General features: G+C 72.5%; 18 protein-coding genes. 12 read left to right on the top strand and 6 right to left on the bottom strand.

The genetic code is table 11. From position 1 onward, the window contains the following. Position 1 precedes the first annotated feature (1 nt). The 6 genes from AMK27_RS22980 (at position 2) to AMK27_RS22955 (ending at position 11581) form a co-directional block, all read left to right on the top strand. The gene (locus tag AMK27_RS22980) at positions 2 to 985 is read left to right on the top strand and encodes a carbohydrate kinase family protein (protein ID WP_073911478.1); all 984 of its coding nucleotides are present in this window, start codon (positions 2 to 4) and stop codon (positions 983 to 985) included. Then, positions 982 to 4467 (top strand): methionine synthase, encoded by a 3486-nt coding sequence (gene metH / locus AMK27_RS22975; RefSeq protein WP_073911475.1) that lies wholly within the window; start codon positions 982 to 984, stop codon positions 4465 to 4467. The genes AMK27_RS22980 and metH overlap by 4 nt, the downstream gene beginning before the upstream one ends. After that, positions 4464 to 5339, top strand: coding sequence for a methylenetetrahydrofolate reductase [NAD(P)H] (gene metF / locus AMK27_RS22970; RefSeq protein ID WP_073911472.1), 876 nt, complete (start codon positions 4464 to 4466; stop codon positions 5337 to 5339). The genes metH and metF overlap by 4 nt, the downstream gene beginning before the upstream one ends. Beyond that, the gene (ahcY, locus tag AMK27_RS22965; RefSeq protein WP_073911468.1) at positions 5332 to 6741 is read left to right on the top strand and encodes an adenosylhomocysteinase; all 1410 of its coding nucleotides are present in this window, start codon (positions 5332 to 5334) and stop codon (positions 6739 to 6741) included. Before metF ends, ahcY begins: the two co-directional genes overlap by 8 nt. A 2-nt stretch (positions 6742 to 6743) precedes the next feature. Continuing rightward, positions 6744 to 7421, top strand: a complete 678-nt coding sequence (locus tag AMK27_RS22960; RefSeq protein WP_073911926.1) for a maleylpyruvate isomerase family mycothiol-dependent enzyme — start codon at positions 6744 to 6746, stop codon at positions 7419 to 7421. 458 nt (positions 7422 to 7879) lie between these two features. Next, positions 7880 to 11581 (top strand): amino acid adenylation domain-containing protein, encoded by a 3702-nt coding sequence (locus AMK27_RS22955; protein ID WP_073911464.1) that lies wholly within the window; start codon positions 7880 to 7882, stop codon positions 11579 to 11581. Positions 11582 to 11647: 66 nt separating this feature from the next. On the opposite strand, the gene AMK27_RS22950 is transcribed toward AMK27_RS22955, so the two are convergent. Then, complete coding sequence (locus AMK27_RS22950) at positions 11648 to 12394, bottom strand: dienelactone hydrolase family protein (protein ID WP_073911461.1); 747 nt, start codon at positions 12392 to 12394, stop codon at positions 11648 to 11650. 86 nt (positions 12395 to 12480) lie between these two features. Here AMK27_RS22950 and AMK27_RS22945 point away from each other — a divergent pair, with 86 nt between their 5' ends. Beyond that, positions 12481 to 13023: a GNAT family N-acetyltransferase gene (locus tag AMK27_RS22945; protein WP_073911459.1), complete on the top strand. Its 543-nt coding sequence runs from the start codon at positions 12481 to 12483 to the stop codon at positions 13021 to 13023. A 77-nt stretch (positions 13024 to 13100) separates the two neighbouring features. Here AMK27_RS22945 and AMK27_RS22940 read toward each other — a convergent pair whose 3' ends face one another. Both AMK27_RS22940 and AMK27_RS22935 read right to left on the bottom strand, forming a co-directional pair. Beyond that, positions 13101 to 14045 (bottom strand): sigma-70 family RNA polymerase sigma factor, encoded by a 945-nt coding sequence (locus AMK27_RS22940; RefSeq protein WP_073911456.1) that lies wholly within the window; start codon positions 14043 to 14045, stop codon positions 13101 to 13103. A gap of 28 nt (positions 14046 to 14073) precedes the next feature. Continuing rightward, a complete protein-coding gene (locus tag AMK27_RS22935) occupies positions 14074 to 15312 on the bottom strand; it encodes an NAD(P)/FAD-dependent oxidoreductase (RefSeq protein ID WP_073911454.1) in 1239 nt (412 codons plus the stop codon). A 194-nt stretch (positions 15313 to 15506) separates the two neighbouring features. On the opposite strand from AMK27_RS22935, the gene AMK27_RS22930 reads away from it, so the two are divergent. Then, positions 15507 to 16628 (top strand): serine hydrolase domain-containing protein, encoded by a 1122-nt coding sequence (locus AMK27_RS22930; protein WP_241847580.1) that lies wholly within the window; start codon positions 15507 to 15509, stop codon positions 16626 to 16628. Positions 16629 to 16738: 110 nt separating this feature from the next. Here AMK27_RS22930 and AMK27_RS22925 read toward each other — a convergent pair whose 3' ends face one another. After that, the gene (locus tag AMK27_RS22925) at positions 16739 to 17443 is read right to left on the bottom strand and encodes an NUDIX domain-containing protein (RefSeq protein ID WP_073911451.1); all 705 of its coding nucleotides are present in this window, start codon (positions 17441 to 17443) and stop codon (positions 16739 to 16741) included. A 49-nt stretch (positions 17444 to 17492) separates the two neighbouring features. Between AMK27_RS22925 and AMK27_RS22920 the strand changes: the two genes are divergently transcribed. The 4 genes from AMK27_RS22920 (at position 17493) to AMK27_RS22905 (ending at position 19682) form a co-directional block, all read left to right on the top strand. Continuing rightward, positions 17493 to 18251 (top strand): DeoR/GlpR family DNA-binding transcription regulator, encoded by a 759-nt coding sequence (locus AMK27_RS22920; RefSeq protein ID WP_073911923.1) that lies wholly within the window; start codon positions 17493 to 17495, stop codon positions 18249 to 18251. A 123-nt stretch (positions 18252 to 18374) separates the two neighbouring features. After that, on the top strand, positions 18375 to 18653 hold the full coding sequence (locus tag AMK27_RS22915) for an antibiotic biosynthesis monooxygenase (RefSeq protein ID WP_073911448.1): 279 nt from the start codon (positions 18375 to 18377) through the stop codon (positions 18651 to 18653). 67 nt (positions 18654 to 18720) lie between these two features. Beyond that, positions 18721 to 19056: a DUF2087 domain-containing protein gene (locus tag AMK27_RS22910; protein ID WP_073911445.1), complete on the top strand. Its 336-nt coding sequence runs from the start codon at positions 18721 to 18723 to the stop codon at positions 19054 to 19056. Beyond that, positions 19053 to 19682, top strand: coding sequence for a LysE family transporter (locus AMK27_RS22905; RefSeq protein WP_073911442.1), 630 nt, complete (start codon positions 19053 to 19055; stop codon positions 19680 to 19682). Before AMK27_RS22910 ends, AMK27_RS22905 begins: the two co-directional genes overlap by 4 nt. Positions 19683 to 19710: 28 nt before the next feature. On the opposite strand, the gene AMK27_RS22900 is transcribed toward AMK27_RS22905, so the two are convergent. Next, positions 19711 to 20061 (bottom strand): hypothetical protein, encoded by a 351-nt coding sequence (locus AMK27_RS22900; RefSeq protein WP_073911440.1) that lies wholly within the window; start codon positions 20059 to 20061, stop codon positions 19711 to 19713. Between the two features lie 64 nt (positions 20062 to 20125). Then, the gene (locus AMK27_RS42740; RefSeq protein WP_158076929.1) at positions 20126 to 20290 is read right to left on the bottom strand and encodes a hypothetical protein; all 165 of its coding nucleotides are present in this window, start codon (positions 20288 to 20290) and stop codon (positions 20126 to 20128) included. Positions 20291 to 20487: the final 197 nt, after the last annotated feature.

Below are 20487 nucleotides of genomic sequence, written 5' to 3'. Positions count from 1 at the left end.
CATGCGTATCGCTGTCACGGGATCCATCGCGACCGACCATCTGATGACCTTCCCCGGCTGGTTCAGCGAGCAGCTGCTCGCCGACCGGCTCGACCGGGTCTCCCTGTCGTTCCTCGCCGACAACCTGGAGGTCAGGCGTGGCGGAGTGGCAGCGAACATCGCCTTCGGACTCGGTGCCCTCGGCCTCCGTCCCGCCCTCGTGGGCGCGGTCGGCGCCGACTTCGAGCCGTACCGGGTCTGGCTGAAGGACCACGGTGTGGACACCGACTCGGTGCGCGTCAGCGAGTCGCTCCACACCGCCCGGTTCGTCTGTACGACCGACCGGGCCCAGAACCAGATCGCCACCTTCTACGCGGGGGCGATGGCCGAGGCGCACGAGATCGACCTGCGGGAGGTCGTGGCGCGCACCGGCAGGCTGGAACTGGTCCTGGTCTCCCCGGACGACCCCGAGGCCATGCTGCGGCACACCCGCACCTGCCGTGACCTGGGAATCCCCTTCGCCGCCGATCCGTCGCAGCAGCTGGCGCGGCTCGACGGCGCGCAGGTGCGGGAGCTGGTGGACGGGGCGCGGTTCCTGTTCACCAACGAGTACGAGACGGCGCTCCTCCTGGAGAAGTCCGGCTGGACCGAGGCGGACGTGCTGCGCCGGGTCGGCGCCTGGGTCACCACCCACGGCGAGGCCGGCGTCCGCATCCGGGGCGAGGGCCGCGAGCCGCTCGCCGTGCCGGCCGTGGAGGTCGCGGCGGTCGTCGACCCGACCGGGGTCGGGGACGCCTTCCGGTCCGGGTTCCTGGCCGGCTGGCTGTGGGGCGTCCCGGAGCGGTGCGCGGCGCAGCTGGGCTGCGCCGTGGCCGCGACCGTCCTCGACTACGTCGGGACGCAGGAGTACCGGCTGCACCGGGATCCGCTCCTGGACCGGATCAGGACGACGTACGGCGTCGGGTGCACCGCCACGCTCGTCACCCGTCTGAGGGGGCTCACATGACCGTCGTACGGAGTTCCCTGCGGGAGGAGTTCGCGCGGCGGGTCGTGGTGGCCGACGGGGCGATGGGCACGATGCTCCAGGCCGCCGACCCGACGATGGAGGACTTCCGGAACCTCGAGGGCTGCAACGAGATCCTCAACCTGACCCGCCCCGACATCGTCGCCTCCGTCCACGACGCCTACTTCTCGGTGGGCGTGGACTGCGTCGAGACCAACACCTTCGGGGCGAACCTGGCCGCGCTCGCCGAGTACGGCATCGAGCACCAGGTGTACGAGCTGTCCGAGGCCGGTGCCCGGATCGCCCGCGCCGCGGCGGACGCGCACACGGCCGCCGACGGGCGCCCCCGCTGGGTCCTCGGCTCCATGGGCCCCGGGACGAAGCTGCCGACTCTCGGCCACGTCACGTACGAGCCGCTGCGGGACGCCTTCCAGCAGAACGCGGAGGGCCTGGTCCGGGGCGGCGCGGACGCCCTGCTCATCGAGACCTCGCAGGACCTCCTCCAGACGAAGGCGGCCGTCATCGGCGCCCGCCGGGCCCTGGACTGGGTCGGCGTGGACCTGCCCGTCATCGTGCAGGTCACCGTGGAGACGACCGGCACGATGCTGCTCGGCTCCGAGATCGGCGCGGCGCTGACCGCCCTGGAGCCGCTCGGCATCGACATGATCGGGCTGAACTGCGCGACGGGCCCGGCGGAGATGGCCGAGCACCTGCGGCACCTCTCCCGGCACGCCCGCGTCCCGATCTCGGTCATGCCCAACGCCGGCCTGCCCGTCCTCACCTCCGACGGCGCCCACTACCCGCTGTCGCCGGCCGAACTGGCCGACGCGCAGGAGGCGTTCGTCCGCGAGTACGGCCCCGCGCTGGTCGGCGGCTGCTGCGGTACGACCCCGGAGCACCTGCGGGAGATCGTGGAGCGGGTGCGGGGCGCGGCCGTCCTCGACCGGCGGCCCGAGCCGGAGCCGGGCGCGTCCTCGCTCTACAGCCATGTGCCGTTCCGCCAGGACACCGCGTACCTGGCGATCGGCGAGCGCACCAACGCCAACGGCTCGAAGAAGTTCCGCGAGGCGATGCTCGACGGCCGCTGGGACGACTGCGTCGAGATGGCGCGGGACCAGATCCGCGAGGGCGCGCACCTCCTCGACCTGTGCGTGGACTACGTGGGCCGCGACGGCGTCGCCGACATGGCGGAGCTGGCCGGCCGGTTCGCGACGGCCTCGACGCTGCCGATCGTCCTCGACTCGACGGAGACCGGGGTGCTGCGGGCGGGTCTGGAGAAGCTCGGCGGCCGGGCGGTCGTCAACTCCGTCAACTACGAGGACGGCGACGGGCCCGAGTCCCGCTTCGCGCAGGTCACGGCCCTGGCGAAGGAGCACGGCGCGGCCCTGATGGCGCTGACCATCGACGAGGAGGGCCAGGCCCGCAGCGTCGCGCACAAGGTGGCCGTCGCCGAGCGGCTCATCGAGGACCTCACGGGGAACTGGGGGATCAGGGAGTCGGACATCCTGATCGACACCCTCACGTTCACCATCTGCACCGGTCAGGAGGAGTCCCGCAGGGACGGCATCCACACGATCGAGGCGATCCGCGAGCTCAAGCGGCTCCACCCGGACGTGCAGACCACCCTGGGCCTCTCCAACATCTCGTTCGGTCTGAACCCGGCCGCGCGGATCGTCCTCAACTCGGTCTTCCTCGACGAGTGCGTCAAGGCGGGCCTGGACTCGGCGATCGTCCACGCCTCGAAGATCCTGCCGATCGCCCGCCTGGAACCGGAGCAGGTGGAGGTCGCGCTCGATCTGATCCACGACCGCCGCCGGGAGGGCTACGACCCGCTCCAGCGCTTCCTGGAGATGTTCGAGGGCGCGACGGCGAAGTCCCTGAAGGCGGGCAAGACCGAGGAGCTCCTCGCGCTGCCGCTGGACGAGCGCCTGAAGCGGCGGATCATCGACGGCGAGAAGAACGGTCTTGAGGCGGACCTGGACTCGGCCCTGACCGGGCGCCCCGCTCTGGAGATCGTCAACGAGATCCTGCTCGACGGCATGAAGACGGTCGGCGAGCTGTTCGGCTCGGGCCAGATGCAGCTGCCGTTCGTGCTCCAGTCCGCCGAGGTCATGAAGACGGCGGTGGCCCATCTGGAACCGCACATGGAGAGAACGGCCGACGGCGAGGGAGGGGTCGGCAAGGGCACGATCGTGCTCGCCACCGTGCGCGGCGACGTCCACGACATCGGCAAGAACCTCGTCGACATCATCCTCTCCAACAACGGCTACAACGTCGTCAACATCGGCATCAAGCAGCCCGTCTCCGCGATCCTGGAAGCCGCCGAGGAGCACAGCGCCGACGTGATCGGCATGTCCGGCCTCCTCGTGAAGTCCACCGTGATCATGAAGGAGAACCTGGAGGAGCTGAACCAGCGCGAGCTGGCCGCCAAGTACCCCGTGATCCTCGGCGGCGCCGCCCTCACCAGGGCGTACGTCGAACAGGACCTCCACGAGATCTACCAGGGCGAGGTCCGCTACGCCCGCGACGCCTTCGAGGGCCTGCGTCTCATGGACGCCCTCATGGGCGTCAAGCGCGGCGTCCCCGGAGCCGTACTCCCCCCGCTCAAACAGCGCCGCGTGCCGAAACGCGCGACCCCGCTGCTCGCGGCCGAGGTCCGGGAACCCGAGCCGGCCGGCCGCTCCGACGTCGCCGCCGACAACCCGGTACCCGAGCCCCCCTTCCTCGGGACCAGGGTCGTCAAGGGCATCCAGCTCGCCGAGTACGCCTCCTGGCTCGACGAGACCGCCCTCTTCAAGGGCCAGTGGGGCCTCAAGGACGCCGAGACCATCGAGACCGAGGGCAGGCCGCGGCTGCGCGCCTGGCTCGACCGCCTCCAGACCGACCACCTCCTCGAAGCGGCCGTCGTCCACGGCTGGTTCCCCTGTGTGTCCAAGGGCGACGACCTGATCGTCCTGGACGAGGACGGAGGCGAGCGGACCCGCTTCTCCTTCCCCCGCCAGCAGCGGGGCCGCCGCCTCTGCCTGGCCGACTTCCACCGCGCGGAGGACTCCGGCGAGATCGACGCCGTCGCCATGCAGGTGGTCACCGTCGGCTCCCGGATCGGCGAGGAGACGGCGCGGCTCTTCGCCGCCGACGCCTACCGCGACTACCTCGAACTCCACGGGCTCTCCGTCCAGTTGGCGGAGGCGCTGGCCGAGTACTGGCACGCCCGGGTGCGCGCCGACTGGGGCATCGCGGGCTCGTCGGAGCCGGCGTCCCTGGACGGCATGCTCCGCACCGAGTACCAGGGCTGCCGCTACTCGCTCGGCTACCCGGCCTGCCCCGACCTGGAGGACCGGGCGAAGATCGCCGCGCTGCTGCGCCCGGAGCGGATCGGGGTGGAGCTGTCCGAGGAGTACCAACTGCACCCCGAGCAGTCGACGGACGCGATCGTCCTCCACCACCCCGAGGCGAGCTACTTCAACGCGGGAGGCCGCAGATGAGACCGACCCCCGTGGACCCGACGTTCTCCTTCGAGTTCTTCCCGCCGAAGAGCGAGCGCGGCGAGCGGACCCTGTGGGAGGCGATCCGCCGGGTCGAGGCCCTGTCCCCGGACTTCGTCTCCGTGACGTACGGCGCGGGCGGCTCGTCCCGCGACCGGACCATCGAGGTGACCAAGCGGATCGCGGCCGAGACGACCCTGCGCCCGGTCGCCCATCTGACGGCCGTCGGGCACTCCGTCGCCGAACTGCGGGCGATCATCGGCGCGTACGCCGACGCCGGGGTGCGCGACGTCCTGGTCCTGCGCGGCGACCCGCCCGGCGACCCGCGCGGCCCGTGGACACCGCACCCGCGGGGATTCACGTACGCCCATGAACTCGTCGCGCTGGTCAGGTCGCTGGGCGACTTCCGGATCGGGGTGGCGGCCTTCCCCGAGGGCCACCCCAGGTCGGCGGGACCGGCCGACGACCTGGCCCACTTCGTGGCCAAGTGCCGGGCGGGCGCCGACTACGCCATCACCCAGATGTTCTTCGACCCGGAGGACTACCTGCGGCTGCGGGACCGCGTCGCGGCCGCCGGCTGCGACACCCCGATCATCCCGGAGATCATGCCGGCCACCGACGTACGCCAGATCCGGCGCTTCGCGGAGCTCAGCGACGCCGCGTTCCCCGAGGACCTGGCGCACCGCCTGGAGGCGGCGAAGGACGACCCGGCGGCGGCGTACCGCATCGGCGTCGAGCACGCGACCGCGATGGGCCTGCGGCTGCTCGACGAGGGCGCGCCGGGCCTGCACCACATCACGCTGAACAGGTCGACGGCGGCCCTGGAAATCCACCGAACCATCATGAGCGCGAGGAGCGTTGTCCATGTCTGACACCTTCACGGACTACAAGGTCGCCGACATCTCCCTGGCCGCCTTCGGCCGCAAGGAGATCACCCTGGCGGAGCACGAGATGCCGGGCCTGATGTCCATCCGCCGCGAGTACGCCGCGACGCGGCCCCTGGCGGGCGCCCGCATCACCGGCTCCCTCCACATGACCGTCCAGACGGCCGTCCTCATCGAGACCCTCGTCGCGCTCGGCGCCGAGGTCCGCTGGGTCTCCTGCAACATCTACTCGACGCAGGACCACGCGGCCGCCGCGATCGCCGCCGCCGGCATCCCGGTGTTCGCCTGGAAGGGCGAGACCCTGGAGGAGTACTGGTGGTGCACGGAGCAGGCGCTGACCTGGCCGGACGCCGACGGCTCGCCCACCGGCCCGAACATGATCCTCGACGACGGCGGCGACGCCACGGTCCTGGTCCACCTGGGCGTCGAGTACCGCAAGACCGGCAGCCTCCCCGAGGACGCCAACGAGGAACTGGCCGTCATGCGGGCCCTGCTGGAGAACAGCGACCTCGACTGGCCGGCCCTCGCCACCGGCATCCGCGGGGTGACGGAGGAGACCACGACGGGCGTCCACCGCCTGTACGAGATGCACCGCGAGGGCGCGCTGCTCTTCCCCGCGATCAACGTGAACGACGCCGTGACGAAGTCGAAGTTCGACAACAAGTACGGCTGCCGGCACTCGCTCATCGACGGCATCAACCGCGCGACGGACGTGCTGATCGGCGGCAAGACGGCCGTGGTCTGCGGCTACGGCGACGTGGGCAAGGGCTCGGCGGAGTCGCTCCGCGGCCAGGGCGCCCGGGTGATCGTCACCGAGATCGACCCGATCTGCGCGCTCCAGGCGGCGATGGACGGCTACCAGGTCGCCACCCTGGAGGACGTCGTGGAGACGGCCGACATCTTCGTCACCACCACCGGCAACAAGGACATCATCATGGCGTCCGACATCGCCCGCATGAAGCACCAGGCGATCGTCGGCAACATCGGCCACTTCGACAACGAGATCGACATGGCCGGCCTGGCGAAGATCCCCGGGATCGTGAAGGACGAGGTCAAGCCGCAGGTCCACACCTGGACCTTCGAGGACGGCAAGGTCGTCATCGTCCTGTCCGAGGGCCGTCTGCTGAACCTCGGCAACGCGACCGGCCACCCGTCCTTCGTGATGTCGAACTCCTTCGCCGACCAGACCCTCGCGCAGATCGAACTCTTCACGAAGACGTCCGACTACCCCGTCGGCGTGTACACCCTCCCCAAGCACCTGGACGAGAAGGTCGCCCGCCTGCACCTCGACGCGCTCGGCGTCCGCCTGACGACCCTCCGCCCGGAGCAGGCGTCGTACATCGGGGTCCCGGTGGAGGGCCCGTACAAGCCGGACCACTACCGCTACTGATGATGTGTACGAACGATGACGGGCGCGACCCGTGGCTTCCCGACCGCCTCCTCAGGACGGAACGGGACCTGCTGATGCCCCTCTTGCGCCGGACACCCGAGGAGGCGTACGAGCTCCGCACCGCGTGCCCCGGATGGACGGCGAGGCAGGTCCTCGCCCACTGCGGCGCGGCCCTGGTCAGGATCGTCGAGGACCGCCTGGAGGAAGGCGTGTTCCTGCCCGAGGCGAACGCCTGCGACGTCGCCGAACGCGAGGACTGGCCCCTGGGCCGCATCCTCGACGAACTCGAACGCGGCCTGACGGAGGCGGGCCCGGTGATCGCCGCACGCGAGGACGGCCGGCTCGACGCGGTCGCGCTCGGCGAGTGGGTCCACGCGGGCGACGTACGGGAGGCCTTCGGCGAACCCGGCGCGTACTGCGGCAAGGCGCTGGAGCTGGCGCTGCCGCTCCTGACGGTGACGAGCCGCACGCGCGAGACCCCGCGCCTGGTCGGAGTCCTGGAGGACGGCACGCTGCCCCGGGTCTCCCTGGCCCTGGGCAACGAGAGGGAGGGCCGGCCACCGGCCACCTTCCGGGGCGACGCGGCGACGCTGATCCGGATCTACGCGGGTCGTCCGCTGGTGCGGACGCGCTACGAACTGACGGGCGCGACGGAACAAGAACTCCTCATCTACCGCTGACCCCACCCCCGCCTTGCCGCAGCCACCCGCCGCGCCCGCACCCTCGCCCACCCCCGTGTGGGCAATCGTCCCGCAGGGCGGGACGGGTGGGCACACGGGACGGCGCCCTCGGCGGCGCCTCCGCCCCTCGTGCCCTGGCCCGCACCCCAACAGCGCCGCACCTGGGGTGCGGGTTCAGGCGCGGAAGCCTAGGCCCGGCAACGGGCGCCGTTCCGTTGTGCCCACCCGTTCCGCCCCAGCGGAACAGTTGCCCACAACGGGGTGGGTGGGCGGGCACCGCTCCGGCGGAACCCGTGCCCACAACGGGGTGGGTGGGCGGGCGGGTACTGCCCCGGCGGAACCCGGGCCCGCACACAACGGGCGGGTGGGCGCCGCCCCGGCGGAGCGGTTGCCCGCAACGGGTGGGACAGGTGCCCGCGACGGCAGCGGCGCGGGGCCCCGATACCGAAGGGATCATCATGCGCACGCTCGACCGGCTCCTCTACGCCGAGACCCTGCACCGCCCCGACGCCACCGCCGTGGCCCACGAGCACGAGACCCTCACCTTCCGGGAGCTCTCGGAGGGCGCCCTGGTCCTGGCCCAGTACCTCCGCTTCCTGGGCGCGGCCGCGGACACCCGGGTCGGTGTGCACACCGACCCGTCCCTCGAACTGGTCACGGCGACCTGGGGCACCGTCTGCTCCGGCGCCGCCTACGTCCCGCTCTCCCCCGAGTACCCCGAAGAACGCGTCCGCTACATGATCGAGGACAGCTCCGCCCGCATCGTCGTCACCCAGGAGCACCTCCGCGCCCGCGTCACCGACCTCGCCCCGCCCGGTACGACGGTCGTCACCCTCGCCGACGCCGTCCGGCACGCCTGGCGGACCGCGGGCGAGGAGCCGGAGCCGTACGACATCCGGGAGACGGACCTCGCGTACGTCATCTACACCTCGGGCTCCACGGGCCGGCCGAAGGGCGTCATGGTCGAGCACCGCTCGATCGCCGCGCAGATGCGGTGGATGGCGGCGGAGCACCGGCTCGCCCCGGGCGCGGTCGTCCTGCAGAAGACGCCGATGAGCTTCGACGCGGCCCAGTGGGAGATCCTCGCCCCGGCGGTCGGCGCCCGCGTCGCCGTGGGCCCCCCGGGTGTCCACCGCGACCCGGAGGCGCTGGTCGACACCGTCCGCCGCCATGGCGCGACGATGCTGCAGGGCGTCCCGACCCTCCTGCAGGCCCTCGTGGACACCGAGCGTCTCGGCTCGTGCACCACCCTGCGCCGGGTGTACTCGGGCGGTGAGATCCTCTCCCGCAACCTGGCGGCGCAGCTCCTCGCCGAGTTGCCGGCCGCCGAGCTGATCAACCTCTACGGCCCCACCGAGTGCACGATCAACGCCTCGTCGCACACGGTCGACCGCGCCGCCGTCGCCGATCCGGCCGCCCCCGACGCGATACCGATCGGCAGACCGGCGTACGACACGACCTTCCACATACGCGACGGCGAGCTGTGCATAGGAGGGGTGCAGGTGGCGCGGGGGTACCTGGACCGCCCCGAACTCACGGCGGAGCGCTTCCTCACCACCGACGGCGGCGAGCGCCTCTACCGCACGGGCGACCTGGCCCACTGGAACGAGGACGGCACCGTCCAGTTCGCCGGCCGCGCAGACAACCAGATCAAGCTGCGCGGCTTCCGTGTCGAGCTGGACGAGATCGCGCTGGCGATCGCGAACCACGACTGGGTGAAGAACGCGGCGGTCATCGTGAAGGACGAGCCGCGCACGGGTTTCCAGAACCTCGTCGCCTGCGTCGAGCTGTCGCCCAAGGAGGCGGCCCTGATGGACCAGGGCAACCACGGCGCCCACCACCAGTCCAAGGAGTCGAAGCTCCAGGTCAAGGCGCAGCTGTCGAACGCCGGCACCCGCCCCGACGCCGACCTGGCGGGCCGCCCCGTCGTCGTGCTCCCGGGCGGCACTCCCACGGACCGGATGCGCCGCACGGTCTTCGCCCGGAAGACGTACCGCTTCTACGAGGGCGGGGAGGTCACCCGCGCGGACGTCCTGGCGGTGCTGGCCCGCCGCCCTGAGGGCATCGGTTCGCGGGCGGTCGGCAGTCTGACGGCGGCGGACCTGGGCGAGATCCTGCGCTGGTTCGGGCAGTTCACGAGCGAGGAGCGGCTGCTCCCGAAGTACGGCTACGCGTCACCGGGCGCGCTGTACGCGACCCAGCTGTACGTGGAGCTGCGCGGCATCGCGGGCCTGGAACCGGGCACGTACTACTACCACCCGGTCCGCCACCAGCTGTACCTGATGGACGCGGGGACGCCCGGGAGCGGGGGAGACCCGGTCCTCCGGCTGGGATTCCGGGGCCGGCGTTCGGCGATCGAACCGGTCTACCGGAACAACATCCAGGAGGTCCTGGAGATCGAGACGGGTCACATGGTGGGCCTGTTCGAGGAGATCCTGCCGGGGCACGGCCTGGATGTGCGGCCGTGCGAGGACGGCACCTGGGAGGTGGTCCCGTACGACGAGGAGTCGCGTACGCCCCCGGGGACCGACGTCTACGTCCAGGCGCATGGAGACGGGGTGACGGGCCTGCCCCAGGCCCAGTACGCCTACGAGGACGGCGATCTGCGGCCGGTCTCCGCCGCGCTGGTGGAGCGGCGGCATGTGATCGCGATCAACCAGGCGGTGTACGAGCGGGCCCGGTTCGGCATCACGGTGGTCAGCGCGACGCCCCGCTCCGACCGTGCGTACGTCGACCTGGGCCGGACCCTCCAGCGGCTCCAACTCGGCTCCCACGGGCTCGGTTTCATGTCCTCCGGCTACAGCTCGAAGTCCGGCCACCCGCTGCCCGCGGCCCGCCGGGCGGACGAGATCCTGACGGCGGCGGGCCGCCCGACCGGTCCCTCGTACTTCGCCGTCGGCGGCCGGGTCAGCGAGGAGCAGCTGCGGAGCGAGGGCATGCACGAGGACACCGTGCACATGAAGGGCCCGGCGGAGATGATCCGCGACGATCTGACCCGCCACCTGCCGGACTACATGATCCCGAACCGGGTGGTCGTCCTGGACCGGCTGCCGCTGTCGGCGAACGGCAAGGTGGACACGAAGGCGCTGGCCGACCTGGCCGTGGTCAACGCCGGTCTGCACGGCCGCCCCCACGTCCGGCCGCGCACCCGCACGGAGGGCCGCATCGCGGAGATCTGGGCGGCGGCGCTGAAGTACGAGGACGTGGACGCGGTCTCGGTCCTGGACGACTTCTTCGAGTCGGGCGGCAACTCCCTGATCGCCGTGGCGCTGGTGACGAGGATCAACCGCGCGTTCGGCTCCGGGCTGCCGCTGCAGATCCTCTTCGACCGGCCCACGATCGAGAAGCTCGCCCATCAGGTGGACGGCGCGGCCGCGACCCCCGCCTCCCGGCTGGTCCGGCTCCACGCGGCGGGCACGCGGCCGCCGGTCTACTGCTGGCCGGGCCTGGGCGGCTACACGATGAACCTGCGGCACCTGGCGGAGGAGATCGGCATCGACCGCCCGTTCCACGGGGTGCAGGCGTACGGCATCAACCGGGGCGAGGAGCCGTACGCGACGATCCGCCAGATGGCGGCGGCGGACGTGGCGGCGATACGGCGCCGCCAGCCGGCCGGCCCGTACACGCTGTGGGGCTACTCGTTCGGCGCGAGGGTCGCCTTCGAGTCGGCGCATCTCCTGGAGGCGGCGGGTCAGCAGGTGGAGAACCTGTTCCTGATCGCACCGGGGTCGCCGAAGGTCCGCTCGTCGGAGACGGGCGGAGCGGACTACGCGAACCCGGCGTTCGTGACGATCCTGTACTCGGTGTTCGCGGGCGCGATCGACCCGACGGTGGAGGCGGACGGCCGCGAGGACTTCGTGCGGCGGGTCGCGGCCGACTTCCCTGCCCTGGACCCGGAGCTGATCGGCCGGATCGTGGCGATCGTGGAGGAGACGTTCGAGTTCACGTACACCTTCCGCGAGCTGGCGGAGCGCCAGGTGTCGTGCCCGGTCACGCTGTTCAAGGCGGCGGGCGACGACTACTCGTTCCTGGAGGACGCGGAGGGCTGGTCGGCGCACCCGCCGACGGTGGTGGAACTGGACGCGGACCACTACAGCCTGCTGCGGCAGCCGGACCTGACCGAACTGGTCAAGAAGATCAGGTACCGGCTGGGGCAGTAGACGTGCCGCCGGACCGCGAGTCGGCCGGGGGTCCGGTCGGACCGCGAGGCGGCCGGGGGCCCGTCGTCAGTGCGTGAGGGTGCGGGCCAGGAGGGGCAGCAGGCGGTCCCAGTGGCGCCGCGTCCCCTCCGGGCTGTAGGCGCTCGTGTCGGCCATGGTGAAGCCGTGCTGGGTGCCGGGGTAGATCTCGTTGCCGTGGCGGACGCCTGCGGCTTCCAGCGCCTCGTTGAGGCGGCCGAACTCCTCGGGCGTCATGTCGCCCTCGGCGATTCCGAAGTGGACCTCCGCGGTGACCTTAGGGGCGAGCAGGTGCGGGCTGTCGGCCTCGTCCGTGAGCAGGGCGCCGGGATGGAAACCGGCGACGGCGGCGACCCGGTCGGGGCGGGCGGCGGCGGTACGCAGCGCCAGGACGCCGCCCAGGCAGTACCCGACGACGCCGACGGGCCCGTCGGCGACCTCGGGCCGCTCGGCGAGGTACGCGAGGTAGGCGTCGGCGTCGGTCAGGACGCGCTCGTCGGTGTGCGCCAGGTAGAACGGCATGACCTGCTCGAAGAGCGCGGGCCGCTCCTCCTCCCCGATGTGCTCGGGGAGTTCGAGGAGGGGTGCCGCGCCCTCCCGGTAGAAGATGTGGGGCACGAGCACGAAGTACCCGTGCCCGGCGAGCTCGCGCGCCATCTCCTCCAGCCGTGGCCGGGGTCCGAACACGTCCATGTAGAGGAGTACGCCCGGATGCCGCCGGCCGTCGTCGGGGAAGGCGGCTAAGGCGTCGGCCTGGCCGTCGGGGGTGGGTATCAGCAGTGTCGTCGTAGCCATGGGAACGACCGTACAACCGTGATCACCGTGGTGGTGAGGTCATTATCGGCTTGCCGCCGGCCAGGTGGCTCGGATAGGAAACGTGCATGCTGAGGGGTACGAGGGTCGGGCTGAGGGCTCGCCACGAGGAAGACATCCCGGTCCTGCGGACCGAGCTCTACGACGACGTGGTGAACGCGTCGCGCGCCGAAGCGGGGCCCTGGCGGCCGGTCTCGCCCGGTTCGAACGACCGGCGGCTCGTCGTGGACGACACCGCGGAGGGGCATGTCCCCTTCTCCGTCGTCGAGTTGGAGGGCGGCACCCTGATCGGCACCGCGAACCTGTGGGGCATCGACACCCACAACCGGGTCGCGCACATCGGGCTGGGGCTGCTGCCGTCCGCCCGGGGCAAGGGCTACGGCACGGACGTGGTCGCGACGCTGTGCCACTACGGCTTCGTCGTCCGCAGCCTCCAGCGGCTGCAGATCGAGACGCTGGCGGACAACACCGCGATGCTCCGCTCCGCCGAGAGCAACGGCTTCGTCCGCGAGGGCGTGCTGCGCTCCTCGGCCTGGGTGATGGGCGAGTTCCTCGACGAGGTCGTCCTCGGACTCCTCGTCCAGGACTGGAAGCGCGACGCGGACGCCTAGGGCGGTTCTGGAGCGTGCCCCGGCGGTCCGGCGCGTCGGTGGTGCGTGCGCGCTGCTCCGGCGCCCCGGCGCTCGGCTCACCACGCCTCGATCACCGCCGGCTCCGGATCGTCCTGCCGCCGCCAGGCCTCGTCGAGCCGCGTGAGGCGGTCCGCGGTCGCGACGCCGTGCAGGGACGCGACCCTGCCGTCGGCGACCGCGAACGCCACGGCGCCCACGACCCGGCCTTCGATCACGGCGAGGACGGCGGGGGCGCCGTTGACCGTCGCGATGTGGAGCGCGGGCGTACCGCCGGCCAGCCGCCGCTTCGCCGGCGTGGACCGGAAACCGGCCCGCACGAAGGAGGCGACCCGCTCGCGTGTCGTGACCCGCAGCAGCCGCCTGGCCAGTCCGGCGCCGTCCGAGACCGCCGTCACGTCGTCGGTGAGCAGGGCCACCAGCCGTTCGGTGCGGCCCGACACGGCGGCGGCCAGGAACTCCTCGACGACCCGGCGCGCGGACGCGGGGTCTGCCCGGACGCCGCCGCGGCGGCGCTCGGCGGTGACCCGGGTCCGGGCCCGGTGGAGGTGCTGCTGACTCGCCGACTCGGTGATGTCGAGGATGCCGGCGATCTCGGTGTGGCCGTACGAGAAGGCCTCGCGCAGGACGTAGACGGCCCGCTCGACCGGCGAGAGGTGCTCCAGGAGGGTCAGTACGGCCAGCGACACCGATTCGCGCTGGTCGAAGGTGTCGGCGGGGCCGAGCATCGGGTCGCCTTCGAGCAGCGGCTCGGGCAGCCAGGCGCCGGCCGTGCGCTCGTGGCGCGCGTGCGCCGAACGGAGCCGGTCGAGGCAGAGGTTGGTGAGGACCTTGGTCAGCCATGCCTCCGGGACGTCGACCCGTTCGCGGTCCGCGGCCTGCCAGCGCAGGAACGTGTCCTGTACGGCGTCCTCGGCGTCGGCGGCCGAGCCGAGCAGGCGGTACGCGAGCGAGGCCAGCCGGCCACGGCCGGCCTCGAAGCGTTCGACGGCGATGCTGTCCATGCCGATCACCCTAGGGGGCGTCTACCGCCTAGGAGGCGACCCTCTGACCGGTCCGGGCGGGCGTCCGCTCGGCGGTCAGGCGGCGCCTGCGCTTCGGCAGGCCGGAGGTCGGGTGGGCGATGCTCCACCCGGCGCCCACGAGCACACCGGCCTTGAGTCGCGCGGCGGTCCGGCCGCCCAGGTACCAGGACTTCGACCGGACGGCCTCGTCCACCATCTGGAAGATGGCGTCCCGCCGTCCGAGGCTGATGTGGTTGCCGTGGTACTTCAGTTCGGTGGTCGGGACCTCGCCGCCCGTCAGGCGCGCGATGATCGCGCCGGTCGCCTGCATGGTGGTGAAACCGGCCGAGGCGCAGGACATCGGCAGGGGCAGGCCGTTGTCGCCGATCGCGTGGACGGAGTCACCGGCGGCGTAGACGTCCGGGTGCGAGACCGAGCGCATGGTGCGGTCGACGAGGATCCGGCCGGACTCGGCGACCTCCAGGCCGGCGGCGGCCGCGAGGGGGTGCGCGGCGAACCCGGCGGACCACACGATCACGTCCGCCGGGAGGGGCGTACCGCCGGCGGTGACCGCCCGGGTCGGCTCGACGGCCTGGACGTCGGTGTGCTCGTGGACGGTGATGCCGAGCCGGTCGAAGGCCCTGCGCAGGTGCAGGCGGGCCTTCGGGGAGAGCCAGGCGCCCAGCTCGCCGCGGGCGGCGAGGGCGACGGTGAGGTCGGGCCGCGACTCGGCGAGTTCGGTGGCGGTCTCGATCCCGGTCAGCCCCTCGCCGACGACCAGGACGGTGCCGCCCGCGCCGAGGGCGGCGAGGCGCTCGCGCAGCCGCAGCGCGGAGGAGCGTCCGGCCACGTCGAAGGCGTGCTCGGCCGCGCCGGGGACACCGTGGTGGGCCGCGGTGCTGCCGAGGGCGTAGAGCAGGGTGTCGTACGCGAGCTCGTCGGTTCGGGCGTCGCCCACGGCACGGAGGGTCCCGGTGTCGCCGGCGTCCTCGCCGGTCGTGACGGTGACGGTCCTGCGCTCCGGGTCGATGCCGGTGACCCGGCCGAGGCGCAGCCGCACCCCGGTGCCCGCGAACACGTCGGCGAGCGAGCGGACCGCGAGGTCCCGGCCGCCGGCGAGCTGGTGGAGCCGCATCCGCTCGACGAAGTCGGGGGCGGCGTTGACGACGGTGATCTCGGTGTCGGCGGGGGAGAGCCGGCGCGCCAGGTTTCCGGCGGCGTAGGCCCCGGCGTATCCGGCGCCGAGTACGACGATGCGGTGCTTCATGGCGATGCTCCTGTCTCGTTCGGGCGCCCCTTGAACGAGACGGCCCACCGATTGCTGACAGGAGCGGGATGTGACGCCGGTCACGACCCCGAGATCGCGATCAGGGGTTCGGCCGGGTTGGGTCAGGGTCCGGTCGGGGACCGTCCGGGGTGATCACCGATGGGCTGAGAGCCCTGCGCGCACCAGAGTCGGGGGTGTCCGAACGACTCCTCTCCAACGCTCCGGAGCACCCCGTGCGCCTTCGCCTCACCACCACCGGCCTCGCCGTGGTCGCCGCAGTCGCGGCCGTCACCGCGGGCTCCGCCGTCGCCCAGCCGGACCTCGGAGTGGCACACGCCACCCGTGCCCCTGCGACGGCGCCGCAGCGCACCACCGCCCTCAACCCCGCCCTCCGCGAGGTCATGGGCCGCATGCCCGACGCCGTCGTCGCGGGTGCGCTCGTCAGGCGGGACGGAACGGGGGCCGCCGTCGGCCCGGTCACCGCCGACGCGCACTTTCGGATCGGCAGTGTCACCAAGACGTTCACCCACACCGTCGTGCTCCAGCTCGTCGCCGAGCGGCGGATCGCACTCGACGCCGCCGCGCGCCGCTATGTCCCGGAGCTGCTCCCCGAGGCGTACGACCGGGTCACCGTCCGCCAGCTCCTGGATCACACGAGTGGGCTGCCCGCGCCCGCCCCGACCCCGGGGCCCGAGGACGGGCCCGGATGGCAGTTCGGCTCCGTGACACCCGAGGAGTCGCTGCGCGAGTCGTTCGCCGCGGCGGCGGCCGCGCACCGGACGCCTCCCGAGCCCGGCTCCGAGCAGCAGTACAACGGGCTCAACTCCGTCGTCCTCGCCCTGCTCGTGGAGAAGGTCACCGGCCGTTCCTTCACGGACGAGCTGGAGCAGCGGATCATCCGGCCGCTCCACCTCCGCCACACCAGCCTGCCGGCCGCCGACGACCTGGGCATCCCGTCGCCCCACGCGACGGTGTACGTCGCCGGGCACGACGTCACGGAGCAGAGCCCCTACCCGTGGGCCGAGGGCGGCATGATCTCCACCGCGGCCGACCTGGACCGGTTCTTCACCGCGCTGTTCCGTGGCCGCCTGCTCCCGCCCGCCCAGCAGAAGCTGGTCTTCGACGTGCCGCCGGTGAAGAGCGCCGCCGACAACAAGAACTGCTTCGGCGGGCCCGCCTGCTACAGCGTCGGCGGCCTCATGGGCTACCGGCTCGAGAACCAGGAGGTCGTCTGGGGCAAGACGGGCTCCCGGCCGGGATGGGACAACGGCTTCTTGCCACCAAGGACCTCCGGCACCGTGTCGCGTACTCGCTGAACTCGACCGGGGCAGCCAGCCCTCTCCCGTACATCCGGCAGGTGGTCGGCGCGGCGCTCGCCGACTGACTCCACCTCACCCCACCCCACGCCTGTCTCGTAGCGGGTGGTTCAGGCGGTGGCGAACGGCCCGTCCAGCGCCGCCCACTGCAGCAGCAGGATGGTCTTGCCGTCGGCGATCCGGCCGTCGCGGGTCATTGCGAGGGCGTCGGTGAAGGGCAGCTCGAGGACCTCGATGTCCTCGCCGTCCTCCTCCAGGCCGCCGCCGCTCCCGGTCCGGTCGGCCGGGGTGTAGGGGGCGGCGAAGAAGTGGAGGCGCTCGGTGACGGACCCGGGGCTCATGTACGCGTCGAGGACATGGGTGAGGGGGCCGAGGGTGACGCCGAGTTCCTCGGCGCTCTCGCGGCGGACCGCGGTCAGCGGGTCGTCGGCATCGAGCAGCCCCGCCGCCGCTTCGACGAGCATGCCGTCGGGGTGGTCGTTGACGTAGGCCGGGTAGCGGAACTGCCGGGTGAGCAGGACGGTGCGGCGTTCGGTGTCGTACGGCAGGACGACGGCGCCGTTCCCCCGGTCGTACGTCTCGCGCTGCTCGGTGACCCAACGCCCGTCGTGACGGCGGTAGTCGAAGGTGGTCCGCCGCAGGACGTGCCAGCCCCGGGAGGTGAGCTCGACGTCGCGGATCACTACTCCGGGGTTCCGGTCGAGGTCGCGTCCGGCACGGTCGAGCCCAGTCCGGCCCCGGTGGTCGGGGGCATCGACACCGGGCGTGGGCGTGTGCACGGGCTCGGCGTCGTCGGGCGTGCGCTGATCATCCATGCCGCGCTACGATACATGCAGAAACGTGCAAGAACAGGAGAGAATGCGGATGCTGGCTGCCGAGCGGCGTGACCACCTGCTGGAACTGCTCGCCCGTGAGGGCAAGGTCGTCGCCAAGGAGGTCGCCGCCGGACTGGGGATCTCCGAGGACAGCGTCCGCCGCGACCTGCGCGATCTCGCGGGCGAGGGGCTGTGCCAGCGGGTGTACGGCGGGGCGCTGCCCGTCTCGCCGGCCGCGGTGGACTACCGGTCCCGGAAGTCCGTCGCCCCCGACGGCAAGCGGAAGGTCGCCGCGCTGGCCGCCGGTCTCGTACGGCCGGGCGGCGCGGTGATCCTCGACGGTGGCACCACCGCGCTCGCCGTCGTCCACGCCCTCCCGCGGGACCTGGACTGCACCGTGATCACCCACAGCCCGACGATCGCCGCCGCGCTGATCGACCACCCGGGGGCGGAGGTCTTCCTCATCGGCGGCCGCGTCTTCAAGCACTCGGCTGTCGCCTGCGGCGCCGCCGCCGTCGAGGCCGCGCAGAACGTCTCCGCCGACCTCTGCCTCCTCGGCGTCACCGGCGTGCACCCCGACGCGGGGCTGACCGCAGGCGACGCTGAGGAGGCCGCCATGAAGCGCGCCCTCGCGGCGCGAGCCGCGGACACCTACGTCCTCGCGTCCTCCGAGAAGGTCGGCACCGCCTCGCGCTTCCGGGTTCTGCCGTGGGGTGGGATCAGCGGGCTGATCACCGACGCGGACCCCCACGACCCGATGATCGAGAAGCTGGCGGCGGGGGGCGTCGAGATCCTCCCCGCCGGCTGACGGTCCCGGCCCTCGGCGTCGCTCGTTCGGGGTGTGCTGCCGTGCGCGGTGGGCCGGCCGCTGGTGTGCTGGTCGGGATTCCCCGCACCCGCGCCCGGATCCCCCACGTACAGGAGCAGCGGCATGGCTGTCATCGTCACCGTCGAGATGCCCGGCGGCACGCAGGAGCAGTACGAGGAGACCATCCGGCTCCTGGAGGCCGCCGACTGGTTTCCGGTGGAGGGGTTCCTCGCGCACGCCGCCGGGCCCGACGGGACCGGGGGATGGCGGGTCGTGGACTTCTGGGAGTCCGAGGACGCCTTCCTCGCCTTCGTGGAGAAGGCCCGGCCGATCTTCGAACAGGCCGGAGTCCGGACGATCCTGCCGTCGGTGCAGCAGGCCGTGAACGTCATGCTGAAGTGACCTGACCGGCCCGGGAGGCACGAAAACCCTTTGCGGGGCGGCCCGGTGGCCGTCAGGCTTCTCCGCCATGACCACTCATCCCTCCCGCCCTTCCGGCACGGCCCGTCCCGCCCGCCCGGTCGCGGACCTGTTCGCCGCCGACGGGCGCCTCAAGGCGATCCCGCGCAGGCCGGCCCGCCGCGAGGCCCTCCTCGCGCACCTCGCCGAGAGCCTCTTCGCTCCCGACCGGGACTACCGCGAGCCCGAGGTCAACCAGGCCCTGCTCACCGTCCACGAGGACTTCTCCGCACTGCGGCGGTATCTCGTGGTCGGCGGCTTCCTGGCCCGCAGCAAGGACGGCTCGGCGTACCGCCGACAGCAGCAGCCCGGCTCCCCCGGAGGCGCGATCCCCGCCGTCGCGTGACCGCCGCGGTGGTGGCCGGCCTGCTCGCCGGCTACGGGATCGCGATCCCGGTCGGCGCGGTCGGGGCGTACCTGGTGGCCGTGACGGCCCGTACCGGCTGGCGTACGGGCGTGGGCGCGGCGCTCGGGGTCGCCACGGCGGACGGTGTGTACGCCGTGCTCGCGGTGGCGGGCGGCTCGGCGCTCGTCCCGCTGCTGACGCCCGTGATGAGCCCGCTGCGGTGGGCGTCGGCGGCGCTGCTCGTGGTGCTCGCGGTACGGGCGGCGTACACGGCCCTCTCCGTGTACCGGACGGGCGGGCTCGCCTCCCGCGACGACGGGACGGCTCTCGGCCCGGCCCGGGCGTACCTCACCTTCCTGGGGATCACGATCCTCAACCCGATGACGGTGATCTACTTCGCCGCGCTCATCCTCGCGACGGGCCCCTCGGCGCCCGCGACCCTCCCCGACCGGACGGCCTTCGTCCTCGCGGCGCTGCTGGCGTCGGCGAGCTGGCAGTTGTTCCTCGGCCTGGGCGGGACGCTGCTCGGCCGGACCCTGACGGGAGCCCGCGGCCGGCTGACGACCGTGCTCGCGTCGAGCACGCTGATCGTCGTCCTGGCGGTACGGCTCGTGGCGCGCTCCTGAGCGGGCGCGCGAGGGCGGCGGGAGCGGCTCAGCGCCGACTGCCGGACGGCCGCTTCGGTGCCGACACGGCCACCGCTCCCGCGACCGTGGCGGCGACCGCCAGGGCCGCGCCGGCCGTGAGCACGCCGCCGCGCGAGCGCCAGGAGAGCACCGACCAGCACGACTGGGCGGAGAGCAGGGAGCCGGCGCTCGCCCAGGAGCCGACGGAGACGGCCGACATCGCGGAGCCGACGGAGCCCACGGACAGGAACGACCCTACGGAGCCGATGGACAGGAACGATCCGACCGACCCGATCGAGAGCATGGATCCGGACGAGGCGACGGACAGGAACGAGTCCCGCGACCAGAGCGACAGCGACGGACCGTGGCGAGAGGTCATACCCCGATCGTAGGGGTGTTCCGGGGCGGGTGCGCGGGCGATGCGGGTACGCGTGCGCGCGGCCCTAACCGGCGCAGGCCGGCAGGAACTCCAGGCCTTCCGGGGTTCCGAAGCGCAGCACCGCGAGGTACGCCTCCGGGTAGTCGCAGCCGAGGTCCGTCCACTGGAGCGCGAGGACCGTCCAGACGGCGAGGACGGCAAGGAGGAACCAACGCCAACCCTTTGACATGTACGCCACGTACCCGCAGGTCGGGCGGAGGAACCGGTTCCCCCGTCAGTGGAGGCGGCCCGGCGCCGCGTAGTAGGGCTCCTGGTCGGCTTCCGGCTGCACGAGGAGCTCGTCGACCAGGGTCCGGCACAGCTCCGGGACGTCGTACCCCATGGCGTGAACTCCCCTCAGGGTGCGGCACGTTGAGGCTTCACGCC

Origin of the sequence: Streptomyces sp. CB02009 (assembly GCF_001905825.1) — a bacterium.
GTDB lineage: Bacteria > Actinomycetota > Actinomycetes > Streptomycetales > Streptomycetaceae > Streptomyces.
This window is presented reverse-complemented; position numbering and strand designations above follow the sequence as displayed.